The sequence below is a fragment of the Streptomyces sp. KM273126 genome (assembly GCF_004337435.2).
Classification (GTDB): domain Bacteria; phylum Actinomycetota; class Actinomycetes; order Streptomycetales; family Streptomycetaceae; genus Streptomyces; species Streptomyces acidicola.
This window is the reverse complement of sequence record NZ_SJXB02000002.1, coordinates 1,560,311-1,577,334: the sequence shown is the minus strand read 5'-3', so window position 1 is coordinate 1,577,334 and position 17,024 is coordinate 1,560,311. Positions and strand designations below refer to the sequence as shown.

19 protein-coding genes and 1 riboswitch are annotated in these 17,024 nt (G+C 71.0%); of the genes, 12 read left to right on the top strand and 7 right to left on the bottom strand.

Annotated elements, in window-relative coordinates:
* Positions 1-14 precede the first annotated feature (14 nt).
* Together E0500_RS37625 and E0500_RS37620 are read right to left on the bottom strand one after the other, a co-directional pair.
* Entirely contained in the window at positions 15-317 is a 303-nt protein-coding gene (locus E0500_RS37625) for an urease subunit gamma (protein WP_010355509.1), read from the bottom strand.
* Positions 318-431: 114 nt separating this feature from the next.
* Positions 432-1,082, bottom strand: coding sequence for a TetR/AcrR family transcriptional regulator (locus tag E0500_RS37620; protein WP_131563795.1), 651 nt, complete (start codon positions 1,080-1,082; stop codon positions 432-434).
* Positions 1,083-1,217: 135 nt separating this feature from the next.
* On the opposite strand from E0500_RS37620, the gene E0500_RS37615 reads away from it, so the two are divergent.
* Positions 1,218-2,252: an ABC transporter permease gene (locus E0500_RS37615; protein WP_258573754.1), complete on the top strand. Its 1,035-nt coding sequence runs from the start codon at positions 1,218-1,220 to the stop codon at positions 2,250-2,252.
* A 110-nt stretch (positions 2,253-2,362) separates the two neighbouring features.
* Here the strand turns inward: E0500_RS37615 and E0500_RS37610 are convergent, their stop codons facing one another.
* A complete protein-coding gene (locus tag E0500_RS37610) occupies positions 2,363-2,638 on the bottom strand; it encodes a type II toxin-antitoxin system Phd/YefM family antitoxin (protein ID WP_131563794.1) in 276 nt (91 codons plus the stop codon).
* Positions 2,639-2,888: 250 nt separating this feature from the next.
* Here E0500_RS37610 and E0500_RS37605 point away from each other — a divergent pair, with 250 nt between their 5' ends.
* The 3 genes from E0500_RS37605 to E0500_RS37595 all read left to right on the top strand — a co-directional run bounded on the left by E0500_RS37605 (position 2,889) and on the right by E0500_RS37595 (position 4,856).
* A complete protein-coding gene (locus E0500_RS37605) occupies positions 2,889-3,524 on the top strand; it encodes an ATP-dependent Clp protease proteolytic subunit (protein ID WP_131563793.1) in 636 nt (211 codons plus the stop codon).
* Positions 3,525-3,531: 7 nt separating this feature from the next.
* On the top strand, positions 3,532-3,840 hold the full coding sequence (locus tag E0500_RS37600) for a hypothetical protein (protein WP_131563792.1): 309 nt from the start codon (positions 3,532-3,534) through the stop codon (positions 3,838-3,840).
* Positions 3,841-4,176: 336 nt separating this feature from the next.
* Positions 4,177-4,379: riboswitch (cyclic di-AMP (ydaO/yuaA leader) on the top strand.
* A 3-nt stretch (positions 4,380-4,382) separates the two neighbouring features.
* Positions 4,383-4,856, top strand: a complete 474-nt coding sequence (locus E0500_RS37595) for a C40 family peptidase (RefSeq protein WP_131563791.1) — start codon at positions 4,383-4,385, stop codon at positions 4,854-4,856.
* A 295-nt stretch (positions 4,857-5,151) separates the two neighbouring features.
* Here the strand turns inward: E0500_RS37595 and E0500_RS37590 are convergent, their stop codons facing one another.
* On the bottom strand, positions 5,152-5,610 hold the full coding sequence (locus E0500_RS37590) for an ATP-binding protein (protein WP_131563790.1): 459 nt from the start codon (positions 5,608-5,610) through the stop codon (positions 5,152-5,154).
* Positions 5,611-5,860: 250 nt separating this feature from the next.
* Between E0500_RS37590 and E0500_RS37585 the strand changes: the two genes are divergently transcribed.
* Together E0500_RS37585 and E0500_RS37580 are read left to right on the top strand one after the other, a co-directional pair.
* Entirely contained in the window at positions 5,861-6,721 is an 861-nt protein-coding gene (locus tag E0500_RS37585; RefSeq protein ID WP_131563789.1) for a helix-turn-helix transcriptional regulator, read from the top strand.
* Positions 6,722-6,730: 9 nt separating this feature from the next.
* Positions 6,731-6,961: a DUF397 domain-containing protein gene (locus E0500_RS37580; RefSeq protein ID WP_131563788.1), complete on the top strand. Its 231-nt coding sequence runs from the start codon at positions 6,731-6,733 to the stop codon at positions 6,959-6,961.
* A gap of 97 nt (positions 6,962-7,058) precedes the next feature.
* Here the strand turns inward: E0500_RS37580 and E0500_RS37575 are convergent, their stop codons facing one another.
* Entirely contained in the window at positions 7,059-8,186 is a 1,128-nt protein-coding gene (locus E0500_RS37575; RefSeq protein WP_131563787.1) for an 8-amino-7-oxononanoate synthase, read from the bottom strand.
* Positions 8,187-8,360: 174 nt separating this feature from the next.
* Here E0500_RS37575 and bioB point away from each other — a divergent pair, with 174 nt between their 5' ends.
* From bioB to E0500_RS37555, 4 genes are all read left to right on the top strand, one after another.
* Complete coding sequence (gene bioB, locus E0500_RS37570; protein WP_131563786.1) at positions 8,361-9,524, top strand: biotin synthase BioB; 1,164 nt, start codon at positions 8,361-8,363, stop codon at positions 9,522-9,524.
* Positions 9,517-10,806, top strand: coding sequence for an adenosylmethionine--8-amino-7-oxononanoate transaminase (locus E0500_RS37565; protein WP_131563785.1), 1,290 nt, complete (start codon positions 9,517-9,519; stop codon positions 10,804-10,806). Before bioB ends, E0500_RS37565 begins: the two co-directional genes overlap by 8 nt.
* A gap of 1 nt (position 10,807) precedes the next feature.
* Positions 10,808-11,563, top strand: a complete 756-nt coding sequence (gene bioD / locus E0500_RS37560) for a dethiobiotin synthase (protein ID WP_131563784.1) — start codon at positions 10,808-10,810, stop codon at positions 11,561-11,563.
* Positions 11,564-11,884: 321 nt separating this feature from the next.
* Positions 11,885-12,553 (top strand): class I SAM-dependent methyltransferase, encoded by a 669-nt coding sequence (locus E0500_RS37555; protein ID WP_131563783.1) that lies wholly within the window; start codon positions 11,885-11,887, stop codon positions 12,551-12,553.
* 103 nt (positions 12,554-12,656) lie between these two features.
* Here the strand turns inward: E0500_RS37555 and E0500_RS37550 are convergent, their stop codons facing one another.
* Positions 12,657-13,034: a fic family toxin-antitoxin system, toxin component gene (locus tag E0500_RS37550; protein ID WP_131563782.1), complete on the bottom strand. Its 378-nt coding sequence runs from the start codon at positions 13,032-13,034 to the stop codon at positions 12,657-12,659.
* Positions 13,035-13,038: 4 nt separating this feature from the next.
* Positions 13,039-13,329, bottom strand: coding sequence for a toxin-antitoxin system HicB family antitoxin (locus E0500_RS37545; RefSeq protein ID WP_131563781.1), 291 nt, complete (start codon positions 13,327-13,329; stop codon positions 13,039-13,041).
* 229 nt (positions 13,330-13,558) lie between these two features.
* Here E0500_RS37545 and E0500_RS37540 point away from each other — a divergent pair, with 229 nt between their 5' ends.
* Complete coding sequence (locus E0500_RS37540) at positions 13,559-14,422, top strand: ABC transporter ATP-binding protein (protein WP_131563780.1); 864 nt, start codon at positions 13,559-13,561, stop codon at positions 14,420-14,422.
* A gap of 4 nt (positions 14,423-14,426) precedes the next feature.
* Entirely contained in the window at positions 14,427-16,994 is a 2,568-nt protein-coding gene (locus E0500_RS37535; RefSeq protein ID WP_131563779.1) for an FtsX-like permease family protein, read from the top strand.
* The last annotated feature ends 30 nt before the right edge of the window (positions 16,995-17,024 follow it).

Genomic DNA, 17,024 nt, shown 5'->3' with positions numbered 1-17,024 from the left:
CGGCCCCTCCCTCGTCAGACGATCGGGTCGTGAACGGTGACGAGCTTGGTGCCGTCCGGGAAGGTCGCCTCGACCTGGACGTCGTGGATCATCTCCGGGATGCCCTCCATGACGTCGTCCCGGGTGAGCAGCTTCCGCCCGGACGCCATGAGTTCGGCCACGGTACGGCCGTCGCGGGCGCCTTCGAGGATGTGCGACGTGATGAGCGCGACCGCCTCGGGGTGGTTCAGCTTCAGGCCGCGGGCCCGGCGCTTCTCGGCGACGTCGGCCGCCACATGGATCAGCAGCCTCTCTTGCTCGTGCGGCGTCAGTTGCACGGCGTCCCACCTCACAGTCCTCGCTCCGGACCGTGCGGGGTCCGGCTGCCGCGGCCACCGGGAGAAGGCGCTGGTGGCGTGGGCGCAGGCTAGTTGGGCGGCGTTTCAGCGAGGTTAACCGTCCCTTGGCCCGCTCAGCTCCGCGCGTCCGGATCCCCCCATGCTCATCAGCGCCTCCAGCCCCAGCTCCACCGCCTGCACCGGCACGTCACCGAAGAGGGCGTACTGCGCGGCGAAACCCTGGACCAGCGCGACCATGGTCCGCGCGACGCTGAGGGCGGGAATATCGGCCCGCATCATGCCGGCGTCCTGATAACCCTCGACGATCTTCACCCACAGCACGCGGACCGTCTCGAATCCCTGCCGCAGGACGGCCGCCAACTCGGGGTCACGCAGCGTCTCGGCCCACACCTGGATCATCAGCCGGGGGTAGAGGGAGGCCCATTCCTCACCCTGCGCCGACTTCGCACGGAGCACTCTGCGCAGGACCGTCCCGATGAGGACGTCCGGGGGTGGCGGCGGGCTGGTGCGGGCGGCCTCCTCGAAGGCGCTGCGGATCTCCTCAAGTACCTCGTTGACGACCGCGGCGATCAACTCCTCCTTGCCGGCGAAGTACCGGTAGACGGCACCGGCGGAGAGGCCGGCCTCCTTCAGCACGTCCTGCATCGACGTGGCATGGAACCCGTTGCGGGCGAAGCAGCGGGCCGCAGCTTCGAGAATCTGGCGGCGGCGGGCGTCGAGGCGTTCCTGGGATACGCGGGGCACGCCGCCCAACGTAAAACGAACGTTCCTTTCTTGACAAGCCAGTACGCCGGGAGGATGGTGACCCAAGAAAACGAACGATCCTTCTTTTTAGCGCGGCCCCAAGTCGAGATCCGCCAACCCGAACCGAGGAACGCCATGCCCGCCCCTACTCCACCGCCCCGGCCCGAAGAAACCCTGGAACTCACCCAGCAGCAAAACCGCCGGCTGATCGCGGTCATCGTGCTGGTCCCCGTCCTCGTGACGCTGGCACTCTGGGCCTTCGCCTGGCCGGCCGCCCGCATCGCCCCCCGCGACCTGCCGCTCGGTGTGGCGGGGCCCGCGACCGCCACCGCCCCGGTCCAGCGGCAGCTGGAACAGCGCGACGGCGCCTTCGAGATCCACCGCTACGCCGACGAGGCCTCCGCCCGGGACGCCATCAAGGACCGGACCGTATACGGCGCGGTGGTCGTCACCGCCGAGGGACCCAAACTGCTCACGGCGTCGGCAGCGAGCCCGTCCGTCGCCCAGATGCTGCAGCAGGCGGTGGCCGAGCAGACGCCCGAAGGCACCAAGCCGACGACGATTGACGTCGTGCCCACCTCCGCCGGAGATCCGCGCGGCTCGGCCTTCGCCGCGAGCGTGCTGCCGCTGGCGCTGGCCGGGGTCGCCTCCGGGGCCGTGGTCACCCTGCTCGGACTGCGCGGGACGCGCGCGGCCGGAGCGCTGCTCGGTGCCGCCGCGCTGGTCGGCGTGGTCGCCACCGCGATCACTCACAGCTGGCTGGGCGTCCTGGAGGGGAACTGGTGGACCGAGGCCGGCGTGCTCAGTCTGACGGCGCTGGCCGTGGGCGCCGCCGTAGCCGGGCTCGCCGCGCTGATGGGACCGGCCGGGACGGGGCTGGGCGGGCTGCTGGTGGTTCTACTCGGAAACCCCTTCGCGGGCGCGTCCTCGGCGCCGGAGCTGCTGCCCGAGCCGGCCGGGACCATCGGCCAGTGGCTGCCGCCGGGCGCGAGCGCGTCGCTGCTGCGCTCGGTGTCGTTCTTCGACGGCGCCGCCGCGACCGGTCCCGCACTGACCCTCACCTGGTGGGCGACGCTCGGCCTGGGAGCGGTGCTGCTCGGCAGCGCGCTCACACGACGCCGCAGGACCGGCAACCCGATCCCGAAGCAGGAACCCGCCCTGGCCGGCTGAGCCGGGGGCCCGGAACCAGCACCAGACCGACCGTGCGCTCCCCGCAGTAGCGGACGGGGGCGCACGGTCTTTCTCCGTAACACTGCCCCTGCCAGGAAGCGCTGATTCCGTCAGGAAGCGCCGGTCCCGCGGTGCTCCGCCGTGATCCCGAACCGCTGGCGTTCGCGTGGGGCCGACGCGACGTCCCGGACACCGGAGACCGAGGTGATCACCGGCTCCTCCGCCGAGGCCGACTCCTCCAGCCGCTCCAGATCGGCTGCGGAGACCAGGGCGACGAGGGGCTTCCCGTGCCGCGTCACGACGACGCGCTCGCCGCCGTACACGACGCGGTTGATCAAGTCGGCGAGTTCAGCCCTGGCTTGCGTCACCGGAATCTCGTAGGCCATGCCCCCAGCTTACGGGGCGTCCGCGCGGCACGACCGGGGAACGGCGGCGAAGACCCAGGTCAGAGCCGCTTTGGCGAGCACGTTCCGGATCGCGGCCCGCGGCCTCGACCAGGCAGGGGGATGTGGGCACGGCTATCAGCCGGCAGCCGATCGGAGACTCACGGCAACAGAGCGAAGGCGAAGAAGATGGAGAACGCCAACGTACGTCCTGTACATTTCTTACAGAGACCGCCGTGAGGAGGGGTACCCCATGACCCGACCGACCGCCCGACATGTCCTGCCCGAGTTCACCGAACGCACGACCGCGGGCCACCGGACGATGGATCCGTACTCGAAGCTGCTGGAGGAGCGGATCGTGTTCCTCGGGACGGCGATCGACGACACGGCCGCGAACGACGTGATGGCGCAGTTCATGTACCTCGAACACGCCGCGCCGGACCAGGACATCTCGCTCTACATCAACTCGCCGGGCGGCTCGCTCAGTGCGATGACGGCCATCTACGACACGATCCAGTTCGTCACCTGCGATGTGGAGACCGTCTGTCTGGGCCAGGCGGCGTCGGCCGCCGCGGTGCTACTGGCCGGCGGCACCCCGGGCAAGCGATCCGCGCTGCCGGGCGCCCGCGTGCTCATCCACCAGCCCTCGCTGCCCGAGCCGGTCGAGGGGCAGGCGACCGACCTGGCCATCCAGGCCGACGAACTGATGCGCAACCGCCGGATGCTGGAGGAGATGCTCGTCCGGCACACCGGCCAGAGCGCGGAGCGCGTGCGCGACGACATCGAGCGGGACAAGATCCTGGACGCCGAGGCGGCCGTGGAGTACGGCCTGGTGGACCGGATCATCCCGAGCCGGAAGACCTCTCGCGCCCTGCCCGGTGCGAGGTGAGCCGTCGATGCTCCCGCCCGAACTGCCGCCGCTGCCCGCGCTGACCCGCGCCGAGGCCGAGTTGATCGACCGTTACCTCGACGTGGTCGACCTGCTCGGCCGGATCAACCCGGCTCGCCCCGGTGACACCTATGGCGGGCTGCGGGCGGCCCAGGCCCTGGTCGCCAAGGCGACCGCCCTGCGCAGCGCACTGGAACTGATGCACACCCGGGGTGAAAGCGTGGTGCATGCATCGACTCTCGCGCGGGCCCTGCGGGTCCTTGACGGAGAGCGCCGTGTGGCACGCGTCGCGCTGCCTCCCGGATCGGAGAGTTGACGCAACGACACGGGCCCGGGTCGCGCGCCGAACTGACGAGGCGTCCGATCCGGACCTCGAACGGACCAGACGACGTACCTGCGAACGGGCAGTCTTCGCTCCCGCCGCGGGCCCGGGCGAGTTGCGCGACACGCGTACCGCAACGGCGGAATCCACTGTTTCATCGCTGGTCGGAGGCTCATCGGGCTCCTTGGCTTCCGGACAGGCGAAGGGTTGTCCACCCGAACGGGTGAGTGGTGACCAACCCCACAAACAGCCGATTCCGTTCGCTGCTTCCAACATTCGTGCGCCAAGATCCGTATCTGACGACAAGTCCCCGCCGCAGCGGCGGGGCGGTCCGGGCGGACGCCGAGTCCTGCCGCCGCCCGGATGACCGGTCGACAGGAGTGGATCGGCAGGAGTGGAGGACCCGAGCACGACGGGCCGCCGGAGCGTCAGTTCCGAGCAGTCCTTGGGGTGAAGCCGCGGCAACGCGGCCGGGCAACTTCGCCAGCCCGAATCCGACAGGTCATCCTTCACAGGCGGCTGACGAAGGGTTGCGCATGACTGCGCTCAATCGTGTCCCGTCGCTCATGGCCCGGGCCGGCACGGCCTCGGCTCTCACCATCGCCGCAGTAGGCGGCAGCATCGCGGTCCCTGGCGCCGCGTCGGAGGCCGAGGCGGCCTCACTGGCGTCGAAGGCGCTCAAGGTCGCGGCCTCCAAGAAGGGCTCGCCCTACAAGTGGGGCGCCGTGGGCCCGAAGCGATTCGACTGCTCCGGTCTGACGCTGTACTCGTTCAAGAAGGCGGGCAAGAAGCTCCCCCGTACGGCCGCAGCGCAGTACAACAAGACGAAGCACATCTCCGCCAAGAGCCGCAAGGCCGGGGACCTCGTCTTCTTCCACTCGGGCTCGTACGTCTACCACGTCGGCATCTACGCCGGTAAGGGCAAGATCTGGCACTCCCCGAAGACCGGGGAGGTCGTGAAACTGGAGAGGATCTGGACGAAGAGCGTCTGGTACGGCCGGGTCCGCTGACCCGCCCGAGGGGCGGCGGCCGTGAGGGCAGCCGCCGCCCCTCGGGGCCCCGGCCCGCGATGTGGCTGCTGGGCCGTCTCGCGGCGCATGACACGGTCCTCACTGCACCTCACCCAAGCCAGGTGCAGGTCCTCGTCACCCAGGCTGGGTGCAGCTCCTCTTCGCCTTCCCGCTGCCCCGGCGTTCACCCCGCGGCCGCCGCCCTTCAGGGCCCAGCCCGCGATACCGGCCGCGCACCAGCGCTGAATCCGCCGCCCTGACCCGACGGCAGCCACTCGACGCCCTCCGCGTCAACTCAGGGTTCTTGCTGTCCCCCGGTGGTGACCGGTTGTACGGGGATCGTCCAGGGCAACTCGATGGACACCGTCTTGCCTCCTTCCCGCGTGGGTCTGACGCTGAGTCTGCCGCCGTACTCGGCGGCCAGCCAGCGGATGATGACCATGCCCCGGCCGTTGTCCTGCTGGACGGCCGCGGGCAAACGTTTCGGGAAGCGCGGATGGCTGTCGGTGACGCCGATCCGCAGCTGCTCGTCACGGTCGAGTGCCATGTCCACGGTGAACGTGGGCGACTGCCCGAACGTGTGCTGGACGGCATTGGTGGCGAGTTCGGACACGATCAGCCGTACGGTGTCCGCGACTTCGGTGTCGCTCGGCAGGCCCCATTCGGCCAGCACGGTGGCGACGTATTTTCGAGCCGCGGAGACCGAGGCCGGATCGCTCGGCAGAGTGACGGATGCTTCCTGGTGGTCTGCCATGGCGACGTCGTCCCTTTCCCAGGGGACCGGAGTCCGACACGGAGCGAGTGGATTCGAGTACGGTCCCGGACTGGTGCTTCGCGCCAGATTGCCATCAACCAGGGCCGTCACGGTGCCGATCCACCAAGATATGCATATATCTGTCGCTCGAAGCGGTGAACTATCCGACGACCGACCGTATTTGGGTGGGCCTTTCGGTCCATCCTCTACCGTCGCCCCGACACCGCGGCCGGGCGGAAGGAGACGACCCATGCAATACGGTCCTGCGGTGCGCCGACGCAAGCTCGGCGCTGAACTGCGCGACCTGCGCACCCGCGTCGGCCTCACCAGCATCGAGGCGGCGCGCCTCGTCGGCTGGCACCAGTCGAAGGTGAGCCGTATCGAGACCGGCTCCAGCGGAGTGAAACCGGCCGACGTGCGCCGTCTGCTCGACGCGTACGAAGTCCGGGATCCCGAGTTCCGGGAACTGCTGCTGATCCTCGCGGGCGGGGAGGACGGCGGCGGGCGGCAGAACTGGTGGCACGCCTACCGCGGGGTGCTGCCGGCGGCATACCGCGACTTCATCAGCCTGGAATCCCAGGCCAGCGGCATACGCACCCTGGAGACCTCGGTGGTGCCGGGGCTGCTGCAGACGCCCGAGTACGCCCGCGCGGTGACCCGCGCCGCGGTGGAGGGAGTGCCGGAGGACAAACTGGACGCACTGGTGGAGGTGCGCATCGCCCGGCAGGACGTGCTGCGCTCCGATACTCCGCTGAAGTTGAACGCGCTCCTGGACGAGGCCGTGCTGCGCCGGGAGGTCGGCGGCCCGGAGGTGATGGCGCGGCAGTTGCGACAGCTGCGGGAGGCGGCCCTGCTTCCCCAAGTGCGACTCCAGGTGCTGCCGTTCACTGCTGGGGCGCATGTTGGCGTCACAGGGCCGTTCGTAATCTTTTCATTTTCGAGCGCATCTGATCTGGATGTGGTTGTTCTCGACAACTTGACGAGTAGCCTCTACCTGGAGCGGAAAGAAGACCTCCAGGCGTATGTCGAGGCCTTCAACGCCCTTCAGATCCACGCCCTTTCGCCCGAGGAATCGTTGGATTACATCGCCGGGATAGCCGCCGGCGCGTAAGGAGGCACCATGTTCACCCCCCCACTGCCTCGGAACATCCCCTCAAGTACCGAACTGCACGATGTGCGGTGGCTGCGCAGCAGCCGCAGCACCGGAATGAACAACTGCGTCGAAACGGCCCGTCCAGGCCCCGGCCCCTGGGCCGGACTGGTCGCGGTGCGCGACTCGAAGAACACGGCAGGGCCCGCCCTGCTGTTCCCCCCCAAGGCATGGGAGGGGTTCATCACAGCACTTCGGTGACCGCCCCGACCACCACAGCCACCACAGCCACCACAGCCACGATCACTCCTTCGTGATCATTTCCATCGATCGCGACCCGCGGCCGTGTCACGCCGACTCACGGTCGGGTATCGCCGATCACCCGTACAGCTCGGTCGAGTTGCCCGTCGGTGAGGTCAGCACGGGCGGTCAGCCGCAGCCTTGAGATGCCGTCGGGCACGGACGGTGGGCGGAAGCAGCCGACGGCGAGACCGGCCGCGCGGCAGTCCGCCGCCCACCGCACCGCCTGTTCGGGAGACGGCGCGCGCACGGACACCACGGCGGCGTCGGGCCGCACCGCTTCCAGGCCCGACGTCGTCAGCCGTGTGTGGAGCAGTGTCGCCACCTCGCGCGCCCGCGCGGCGCGCTCCGGCTCGCGGCGCAGCAGCCGCAGCGCCGCGAGGGCCGCGCCGGTCGCGGCGGGGGCCAGACCGGTGTCGAAGATGAAGGTGCGGGCCGCGTTGACCAGGTGGTCGATCACCCGCGCCGGGCCGAGAACGGCGCCGCCCTGGCTGCCCAGCGACTTGGACAGCGTGACGGTCGCGACGACGTCCGGCGCACCGGCGAGCCCCGCCGCGTACGGGGCACCCTGGCCCCCGTCACCCAGGACGCCCAGCCCGTGCGCGTCGTCCACGAGCAGACCGGCCCCGAACTCCCGGCAGACGTACGCCAGTTCGCCCACCGGGGCCGCGTCGCCGTCCACCGAGAACACCGTGTCGGACACGACCACCGCCGGCCCGCTGCCGGTGCCGAGCACCTTACGGACGGCCTCCGGTTCGGCGTGCGCGACCACCTGGGTGGCACCCCGGGCCAGCCGGCACCCATCGATGAGTGAGGCGTGGTTGCCCGCGTCCGAGACGATCAGCGAGCCGTGCGGGGCCAGCGCGGTGACCGCGGCGAGGTTGGCCGCGTACCCGGAGGAGAAGACCAGGGCCGCCTCGAAACCGCAGAAGCCGGCCAGCTCGCGCTCCAGCTCGCCGTGCAACTCGGTCGTGCCGGTGACGAGCCGGGACCCGGTGGCGCCACCGCCCCACCGCCGCGCGGCCTCGGCGGCACCCTCGGTGACCTCGGGGTGCCGGGCCAGGCCCAGGTAGTCGTTGCTCGCGAGGTCCAGGAGAGGCGAGTCGGCGGGGCGCGGGCGCAGGGTCCGCAGCAGTCCCGCGCGGCGGCGCGCTTCCGCCTGCTCGTCGATCCAGCCGAACGCCATGGTTCCTCCGAGCGTGCGTGACGTCTCCTGACGTCTGACGTCTTTGTAGGCAGTGCACAGACCCTAGCGGCGCGGCCGGCCACGCAGGATGTGGCCATACCCACACGTCGAACCGACTCTGTTGTGCGAACCCTCCTTGGCCCGGAGTGCCCGCGTAGGCCAGGATCGGCTCTCATGGACCTGCTGACGACGCTGGTGGACAAGGGGCTTCGGCGCGAGCTGCCGACCCGCGAGGAAGCGCTGGCCGTACTGGCCACCTCCGACGACGACCTGCTCGATGTGGTGGCCGCGGCCGGCAAGCTGCGCCGGCACTGGTTCGGCCGCCGGGTCAAGCTCAACTACCTGGTCAACCTCAAGTCCGGGCTGTGCCCGGAGGACTGCTCCTACTGCTCCCAGCGGCTCGGCTCCACGGCCGGCATCCTCAAGTACAGCTGGCTCAAGCCTGATGAAGCGTCGAAGGCGGCGGCCGCCGGTTTGGCGGGTGGCGCCAAGCGGGTGTGTCTGGTGGCCAGCGGCCGGGGCCCGACGGACCGGGACGTGGACCGGGTCTCCGACACCATCAAGGCGATCAAGGACCAGAACGAGGGCGTCGAGGTGTGCGCCTGTCTCGGCCTGCTCTCCGACGGGCAGGCCGAACGGCTGCGCCAGGCGGGCGCGGACGCCTACAACCACAACCTCAACACCTCCGAGGCCACCTACGGCGACATCACCACCACGCACACCTACGCCGACCGCGTCGACACCGTGCACAAGGCGCACGCGGCCGGTCTGTCCGCCTGCTCCGGGCTGATCGCGGGCATGGGCGAGAGCGACGAGGACCTGGTGGACGTCGTCTTCTCGCTGCGTGAGCTGGACCCGGACTCGGTGCCGGTCAACTTCCTGATCCCGGTCGAGGGCACGCCACTGGCCAAGGAGTGGAACCTCACCCCGCAGCGGTGCCTCAGGATCCTGGCGATGGTGCGGTTCGTCTGCCCGGACGTCGAGGTGCGGATCGCGGGCGGCCGCGAGGTCCATCTGCGCACCATGCAGCCCCTCGCCCTGCACCTGGCCAACTCGATCTTCCTCGGCGACTACCTGACCACCGAGGGCCAGGCGGGCAAGGCCGACCTGGAGATGATCGCGGACGCCGGGTTCGAGGTGGAGGGCGCCGACCAGGTGACGCTGCCCGAGCACCGGGCGCCGGGCGGGGGCGGGTGCGGCTCGCACGAGAGCGACGGTGGCTGCGGGCCCCAGGGAGTGTGCGGTTCCGCCCCCGCGGCCGCGGTCCAGGAAGCCCGTACGGACCTGGTGGCCGTGCGCCGCCGGGGTGCCGGAACGGATCTCGCGCCCAATGCCTGACCTGCCCGTACCGGAGTTGCTGGCCCTCGACCGGCGGCACGTCTGGCACCCGTACGGCCCGATGCCCGGCCGCCAGGAACCGCTCGTCGTGGAGTCGGCGAGCGGCGTACGCCTGAAGCTGCGGACGGCCGACGGAGCCCAGGACGAAGTCGTGGACGGGATGTCGTCCTGGTGGTCGGCCATCCACGGCTACAACCACCCGGTGCTCAACGACGCGGCGCACGAGCAGCTGGCGCGGATGAGCCATGTGATGTTCGGCGGGCTCACCCACGAGCCCGCCGTCCGGCTGGCCAAGCGCCTTGTCGACATCTCGCCCGAGGGCCTGGAGCATGTCTTCCTGGCCGACTCGGGCTCGGTGTCGGTCGAGGTCGCGGTCAAGATGTGCCTGCAGTACTGGCGATCGCTGGGGCGACCGGCCAAGCAGCGGCTGCTGACCTGGCGCGGCGGCTACCACGGCGACACCTGGCAGCCGATGTCCGTGTGCGACCCCGAGGGCGGGATGCACGAGCTGTGGCAGGGCGTGCTGCCCCGGCAGGTGTTCGCGGACCCGCCCCCGGCCACGTACGAGGAGTCGTACGCCGACCAGTTGCGCGAGCTGATCGGGCGGCACGCGGACGAGCTGGCCGCGGTCATCGTGGAGCCGGTGGTGCAGGGCGCGGGCGGCATGCGGTTCCACTCCCCCGCGTATCTGCGGGTGCTGCGTGAGGCGTGCGACGCGCATGACGTGCTGCTGGTGTTCGACGAGATCGCGACCGGGTTCGGGCGCACGGGCGCGCTGTTCGCGGCCGGGCACGCCGGAGTGACGCCGGACGTGATGTGCGTGGGCAAGGCGCTGACCGGCGGCTATCTGACGATGGCGGCGACGCTGTGCACCGCGCGGGTGGCCGAGGGGATCTCGCGGGGCGAGGTGCCGGTGCTCGCCCACGGGCCCACGTTCATGGGCAACCCCCTGGCGGCGGCCGTGGCGTGCGCCTCGATCGATCTGCTCCTCGGCCAGGACTGGGGGACCGAGGTGAAGCGGATCGAGGCCGGCCTGAGGGAGGGGCTCGCCCCGGCGGCGGAGATCGAGGGCGTCCGGGACGTCCGTGTCCTCGGAGCCATCGGCGTCGTGCAGCTCGATCGCGAGGTGGATGTGCGGGCGGCGACGCGGGCCGCCGTGCGGGAGGGCGTGTGGCTGCGGCCGTTCCGCGATCTCGTCTACACGATGCCGCCGTACGTGACCGGCGACGCGGACGTGGCACGGATCGCGCGTGCGGTGTGCGCGGCGGCGCGGGAAGGCTGACATGCCGGTACTGGTGATCACGGGAACGGGCACGGAGGTCGGGAAGACGGTCACCACGGCCGCCGTCGCCGCGGTGGCCGTCCGGGCCGGGCGTTCCGTTGCCGTGCTCAAGCCCGCGCAGACCGGGGTGCGGCCGGACGAGCGCGGCGACGCCGACGAGGTGGCCCGGCTCGCGGGCGCCGTGACGACGCTGGAACTGGCCCGTTATCCCGAGCCGTTGGCTCCGGCGACGGCCGCCCGGCGGGCCGGTCTTCCTCCGGTCCGGCCCGAGGAGGTGGCCGATGCCGCTGCCAAGCTCGCCGTGGACCACGACCTCGTGCTGGTCGAGGGCGCGGGCGGCCTGCTCGTACGGTTCGACGAGGCGGGCGGCACGCTGGCGGACGCGGCCCGGCTGCTGGACGCGCCCGTGCTGGTCGTCGCCTCGTCGGGGCTCGGCACGCTGAACACGACCGAGTTGACGGCGCGTGAACTCCGGGGTCGTGGGCTCGGCCTGGCGGGCCTGGTGATCGGCAGCTGGCCCGCCGAGCCGGACCTGGCGTCCCGGTGCAACCTCGCGGACCTGCCGCTGGTGGCGGGGGCGCCGCTGCTGGGTGCGGTGCCGGCGGGGACGGGAGCGTCCGACCCGGCCGGCTTCCGGGCCGACGCGGCACGTTGGCTCGCGCCCCGGCTGGGCGGGACGTGGGAGGCGGAGACCTTCACGGCTCGGGAAGCCGCCAGGCGCGGGCCGGGTGGGCACGCCGCTGACCCGGCGGTGTGACCTGGCTAGGGCCTGTCGTTCGGATCACGCCGGCTTCGGACCAGGGCTCCTTGTGACCGCCGGTGAGCGGGGCTTGGTGCGTGCAGCTGCAAGGCGGAGGAGGGCGTCAACGCGATGGGGTCCCCCGCGCGAGCGAAGCCGAGCGTGGGGGAGTTGGCAACCGACGACAACGCCGCAGATGTGCGTACCAAGCCCCGCGGCCCAGGCGGGATCCACACGACAGGCCCTGGGCCCGCCGTGTGTTCCCGTCGCGCGAGGGGTGAGCCGGGGCGCGGCGAGGGACAATCGCGGTAACCAGCCGCGCTTCTCGGGAGGTCCGCCATGGCCCGCGCCACCAAGAACGCCGTCCACCACCCCCTCTTCGCCCGGTTCTACGTCCGTCTCAGCGAGGCGGCAGAAAAAGAGGTGGGCCCCCACCGCGGCGAGCTGCTCGCCGGTCTCTCGGGACGGGTCGTCGAGATCGGCGCGGGCAACGGGCTGAACTTCGCGCGCTACCCCTCCACCGTCTCCGAGGTCGTGGCGATCGAGCCGGAGCCCGTGCTGCGCCAGTCGGCCCTGAACGCCGCCCGGCGCGCCGAGGTCCCGATCGACGTCGTGCCCGGCACGGCGGAGGCGCTGCCGGTCAAGAGCGAGGCCTTCGACGCGGCCGTGGTGTCACTGGTGCTGTGCAGCGTGCGGGACGTCCAACGAGCCCTCGCGGAGGCGCGGCGTGTGCTGCGGCCCGGCGGGGAGCTGCGGTTCTTCGAGCACGGCCGGGGCGGCGGGCGCGCTATGACGACGGCTCAGCGAGTGCTGGACCGCACGGTGTGGCCGCTGCTGTTCGGGGGGTGTCACACGGCACGGGACCCGATCGGTTCGATACGGACCGCCGGGTTCGACATGGGCTCGTACCGGAACGTGCTGGTGCCCGGGAAGGGGTTGCGTCTGCCGAGCTCGTACTGCGTGCTCGGTACGGCGCGGAGGCCCGAACCCGAGGAAGCGGGCGGCTGAGCCGTTCGCAGGACGGCGGGCCGTCCGCGGCTGCCGTGGCCGCGCGGCATGGCGGCATGTCCGTATATCCCGTATACCCGTATGCCGACAGGGCCCCGCACCGCTACGGGGTGCTCCACCTCCGGAGCTCGTCCGCGATGTCCCGCAGCGTCGCCTCGCCGCTCTTCACCAGTCTGGCCAGGTCCCGTACCTGCACGGGCGAGGTGATGACCTTGACGCCGCTGGCGACGAGGTAGGCGTACGCGACGGCGGAGGCGAACAGCGCGTTGGAGCGCTCCAGGGCCGGCACGTGCAGGAGGAGCTGGAGCAGCGCGGCGGCGCGGGCGTGCGGAGTGTCGTAGACAGGGACGTCGAAGATCTCGGCCTGGTGCCGGGCGACGGCCGCGACGAGGGCGCCCCAGTCGGTGACCTCGGGGTCTCCGGGTGTCTTCTGCTCGGCGACCATCAGAAGCCAGGCGAGGTCGATGCTGAGATTACTCAAGGGTTCAGAGCTGTCCTCGGCGGCCTTCGCGCTCCTCCCCCGCTCTCGGCTTCTCCCCCACTCTTGACTTCGCTCGAGCGGGGGCACCCCCGTCGAATTCCTCGGCGAAGACGCTCTCGTACTGCTTCATGAAGTCGGCGGCGGCCTCGACGAAGGTGTGTCCCACCTCGCCGGTGTCCTGTCTCACCAGCTCCTCGATGTAGCGGTTGACACTCATCCCACGCTCCAGGGCTCGCTCCCGGGCGGCGCGGGCCGTGTCCTCGTCCACCCGTACGTTCAGCTGGGTCTTGGCCATGTCTCGAAGCTAGCGCCAGAGCGCTAGCAGGGCAAGAGGGCCTGACGCCGCCCCGGAGACCGTATTGGGTGCCCCTTACATGCGCATCGGGGAACCGACCTACGGGGGGAGGGCGTCTGGGCCTTCGGGAGGATACCGAGTGTGTACTGGATCACACTACGCTCGCCGGGAACACCGGGGTCCGTCCCGAAAACACCGGAGTCGTTCTGGTCCGACCAAGGAGGCCGCCTTGCCCACAGCTGCTCCGGAGCACGCCCGCGGCCATGCGGAGGCCGACGGGATCGCCGCCCGCGCGCGGGGGCTGACGAAGGCGTACGGCTCGGGCGAGACGACGGTGCTCGCCCTCGACGCGGTGGACGTGGACATCGCGCGCGGCCGTTTCACCGCCGTGATGGGCCCGTCCGGCTCGGGCAAGTCCACGTTGATGCACTGCCTGGCCGGGCTCGACACCGTCTCGGCCGGTCAGGTGTGGCTCGGCGACATCGAGATAACCGGGCTGAAGGAGCGGGAGCTGACGCGGCTCCGGCGGGACCGGATCGGGTTCATGTTCCAGTCGTTCAACCTGATCCCGACGTTGAACGCGGCCGAGAACATCACGCTCCCCATGGACATCGCGGGCCGGAAGCCCGACCAGAAGTGGCTGGACGAGGTCATCGACACCCTCGGGCTGCGCGCCCGGCTGCGGCACCGGCCCTCCCAACTGTCCGGCGGCCAGCAACAGCGCGTGGCCTGCGCCAGGGCCCTCGCCTCGCGCCCCGAGCTGATCTTCGCGGACGAGCCGACCGGCAACCTCGACTCACGGGCCGGCCTCGAAGTGCTCGGCTTCCTGCGGCAGGCGGTCGACAACCTCGGCCAGACCGTCGTGATGGTCACCCACGACCCCGGCGCCGCCGGCCACTCCGACCTGGTGCTCTTCCTGGCGGACGGGCGCATCGTGGACGAGATGCAGCGCCCCACGGCGGAGGCGGTGCTGGAGCGTATGCGCCTGTTCACCGGGGGAACCGGCACCCCGGCGCAGGTACGCCCCGACGGTGGCGCGCTCCCCGGCGCCATCCCGGAAAAGTCCCCCGAAGGCTCCCCCGACAAGGACTGAGGCCGTGCTCAAGGCGACGCTCCGGAGCTTTCTCGCGCACAAGGGCCGGCTGCTGCTGTCCGCGCTGGCCGTCCTGCTGTCCGTGGCCTTCGTCGCGGGCAGCCTGATCTTCTCGGACACGGTCAGCCGCACCTTCGACCGGCTGTTCGCCTCCACATCGGCCGACGTGACCGTGACACCCAAGGAGGACCTGGAGTCACAGATCCCGTCGGGTGCGACGCCGACGGTGCCCGCGTCGCTCGCGCAGCGGATCGCCCGGATCGACGGCGTCGCGGACACCCATGTCGACGCCTCCGTGGAGAACATCACCGTCGTCGACCGCGACAACGAGCCGGTCGGCCCGACGACGGGCGCCCCCACCATCGCCACCAACTGGTACGTCACCGACCGCAGCCCGGTGAAGCTGACCTCGGGACACGCGCCCGAGGGGCCCGGTCAGGCGCTCCTCGACGCGGACACCGCGAAGAAGAAGGACGTGAAGATCGGCGACACCCTGACGGTGCTCGCCCAGCCGGGCTCCTTCAAGGTGGAGGTCGTCGGGATCGCCACCTTCACCACCACCAACCCGGGTGCCGCACTGGTGTTCCTCGACACCCGGACGGCACAGACCGAGTTGCTCGGTTCGCCCGACGCCGCAACCGGGATCTCGGTGACCGCCGCGCCCGGCGTCGGCGACACGGTGGTCAAGCAGCGCATCGCCGCCGAGCTCGGGCGCACCACGTACGCCTACCAGACCGCCGACGAACAGGCCGAGTCGTCCGCGGCCTCCCTCGGCGGCTTCCTCGACGTCATCAAGTACGTCATGCTCGGCTTCGCCGGGATCGCCACGCTCGTCGGCATCTTCCTGATCGTCAACACCTTCTCGATGCTGATCGCCCAGCGCACCCGCGAGCTGGGCCTGTTGCGGGCGCTGGGTGCCGACCGTCGGCAGGTGCGCCGGTCCGTGCTCACCGAGGCGACACTGCTCGGCCTGGTCGGCTCGACGCTGGGGCTCGCCGCGGGTATCGGGCTCGCCTTCGGGCTGATCGGGCTCATGGGTGCACTCGGGATGAACCTCAAGTCCACGGAGATCGTGATCGGCTGGGCCACTCCCGTCTCGGCGTACGCCGTGGGCGTCGGCGTCACCTTCGTCGCGGCGTACCTCCCGGCGCGGCGCGCGGCGGGCGTCTCGCCGATGGCGGCGCTCGCGGACGCCGAGATCGCCGGTGTGGGACGGCCCCTCAAAGTGCGTGTGGTGGTCGGTTCGGTCGTCGGCGTGGCCGGTGCCGCCGCGCTCGTGGGGTGCGCCGTCTCCACACAGACCGCGTCGGCGGCCTCACTGCTGGGCCTCGGTGTGGTCCTGACGCTCGTCGCGACCGTGACTGCGGGCCCGCTCCTGGTGCGGCCGGTGATCCGGGTGCTGGGCGGGGCCTTCCCCGCGCTGTTCGGCTCCATCGGGCGGATGAGCCAGCGCAACGCCCTGCGCAACCCGCGCCGTACGGGCGCCACCGCGGCCGCGCTGACGGTGGGGCTCGCGCTGGTCTGCGGGATGTCGGTGGCCAGCGCCTCCATGACCAAGTCGTTCGACGACCAGATCGACAGGACGCTGGGCGCCGACTTCATCGTCCAGAACCAGAACTTCACGCCGTTCCCGCGGGAGGTCACCGACAGGATCCGCGCCACGGACGGCGCCGGACTGGTCGTGCGGCAGCGGTTCTCACCGGTCGCGGTACGGCTGCCGGACGGCGAGCGGATCGAGAGCACGGCCGCCGCCTACGACCCGCGGCTCGACGATGTCGCCCACATCACGTACACCGAGGGCGACACCGCGGCAGCACTCGCCGACGGCTCCCTCGCCATGGACGGGAAGTTCGCGAAGGAGCACGGCGTGAGGATCGGCAGCACCATCCCGGTGGAGTTCCCGGCCGGCCGGAAGGCGGACCTGACGGTGGCCGCGCTCACCGACCAGGACACCGGCGACAGCTTCGGGACCCAGGGCGGGTTGTACTTCGGCTTCGGGACCATCGAGAAGTACGTGCCGGACGGGCAGGACTCGGCGCTCTACGTGAACGCCGCCCCCGGAACCACCGCCGACCAGCTGCGCTCTCGGCTGGAGAAGACCCTCGACCCGTATCCGCAGGTGCAGGTCCGCGACCAGGCCGACTACAAGAAGCTGGTCCGCGACCAGATCGCGGTGCTGCTCTACCTGGTGTACGCGCTGCTCGGCCTCGCGATCGTCATCGCGGTGCTCGGCGTGGTCAACACCCTCGCCCTGTCGGTGGTCGAGCGCACCCGCGAGATCGGACTGCTGCGCGCGATCGGGCTCGCCCGGCGGCAACTGCGGCGGATGATCCGACTGGAGTCGGTGGTGATCGCCGTGTTCGGCGCGGTCCTCGGGCTGGCACTGGGGCTGGTCTGGGGCGTGTGCACACAGCAGGTGCTGGCGCTGCAGGGCATGAAGGCGCTGGCGATCCCCTGGGGCACGGTCGTCGCGGTCGTCGTAGGGTCGGCCGTCGTGGGCATCGTGGCGGCGCTGCTGCCCGCGCTGCGCGCATCCCGGATGAACGTGCTGGCGGCCATCGCGCACGAGTGATGTACTCGCCAGGCGCGCTCAAGTCCCTTG

Bases quoted from the DNA above. Each gene is read 5' to 3' on its own strand.
- E0500_RS37575 (WP_131563787.1), bottom strand. From the start codon at position 8,186: ATGGCGTTCGGCTGGATCGACGAGCAGGCGGAAGCGCGCCGCCGCGCG.
- E0500_RS37595 (WP_131563791.1), top strand. From the start codon at position 4,383: ATGACTGCGCTCAATCGTGTCCCGTCGCTCATGGCCCGGGCCGGCACG.
- E0500_RS37600 (WP_131563792.1), top strand. From the start codon at position 3,532: ATGCTCCCGCCCGAACTGCCGCCGCTGCCCGCGCTGACCCGCGCCGAG.
- E0500_RS37545 (WP_131563781.1), bottom strand. From the start codon at position 13,329: ATGGCCAAGACCCAGCTGAACGTACGGGTGGACGAGGACACGGCCCGC.
- bioB (WP_131563786.1), top strand. From the start codon at position 8,361: ATGGACCTGCTGACGACGCTGGTGGACAAGGGGCTTCGGCGCGAGCTG.
- E0500_RS37580 (WP_131563788.1), top strand. From the start codon at position 6,731: ATGTTCACCCCCCCACTGCCTCGGAACATCCCCTCAAGTACCGAACTG.
- E0500_RS37565 (WP_131563785.1), top strand. From the start codon at position 9,517: ATGCCTGACCTGCCCGTACCGGAGTTGCTGGCCCTCGACCGGCGGCAC.
- E0500_RS37590 (WP_131563790.1), bottom strand. From the start codon at position 5,610: ATGGCAGACCACCAGGAAGCATCCGTCACTCTGCCGAGCGATCCGGCC.
- bioD (WP_131563784.1), top strand. From the start codon at position 10,808: ATGCCGGTACTGGTGATCACGGGAACGGGCACGGAGGTCGGGAAGACG.
- E0500_RS37610 (WP_131563794.1), bottom strand. From the start codon at position 2,638: ATGGCCTACGAGATTCCGGTGACGCAAGCCAGGGCTGAACTCGCCGAC.
- E0500_RS37605 (WP_131563793.1), top strand. From the start codon at position 2,889: ATGACCCGACCGACCGCCCGACATGTCCTGCCCGAGTTCACCGAACGC.
- E0500_RS37585 (WP_131563789.1), top strand. From the start codon at position 5,861: ATGCAATACGGTCCTGCGGTGCGCCGACGCAAGCTCGGCGCTGAACTG.
- E0500_RS37615 (WP_258573754.1), top strand. From the start codon at position 1,218: ATGCCCGCCCCTACTCCACCGCCCCGGCCCGAAGAAACCCTGGAACTC.
- E0500_RS37555 (WP_131563783.1), top strand. From the start codon at position 11,885: ATGGCCCGCGCCACCAAGAACGCCGTCCACCACCCCCTCTTCGCCCGG.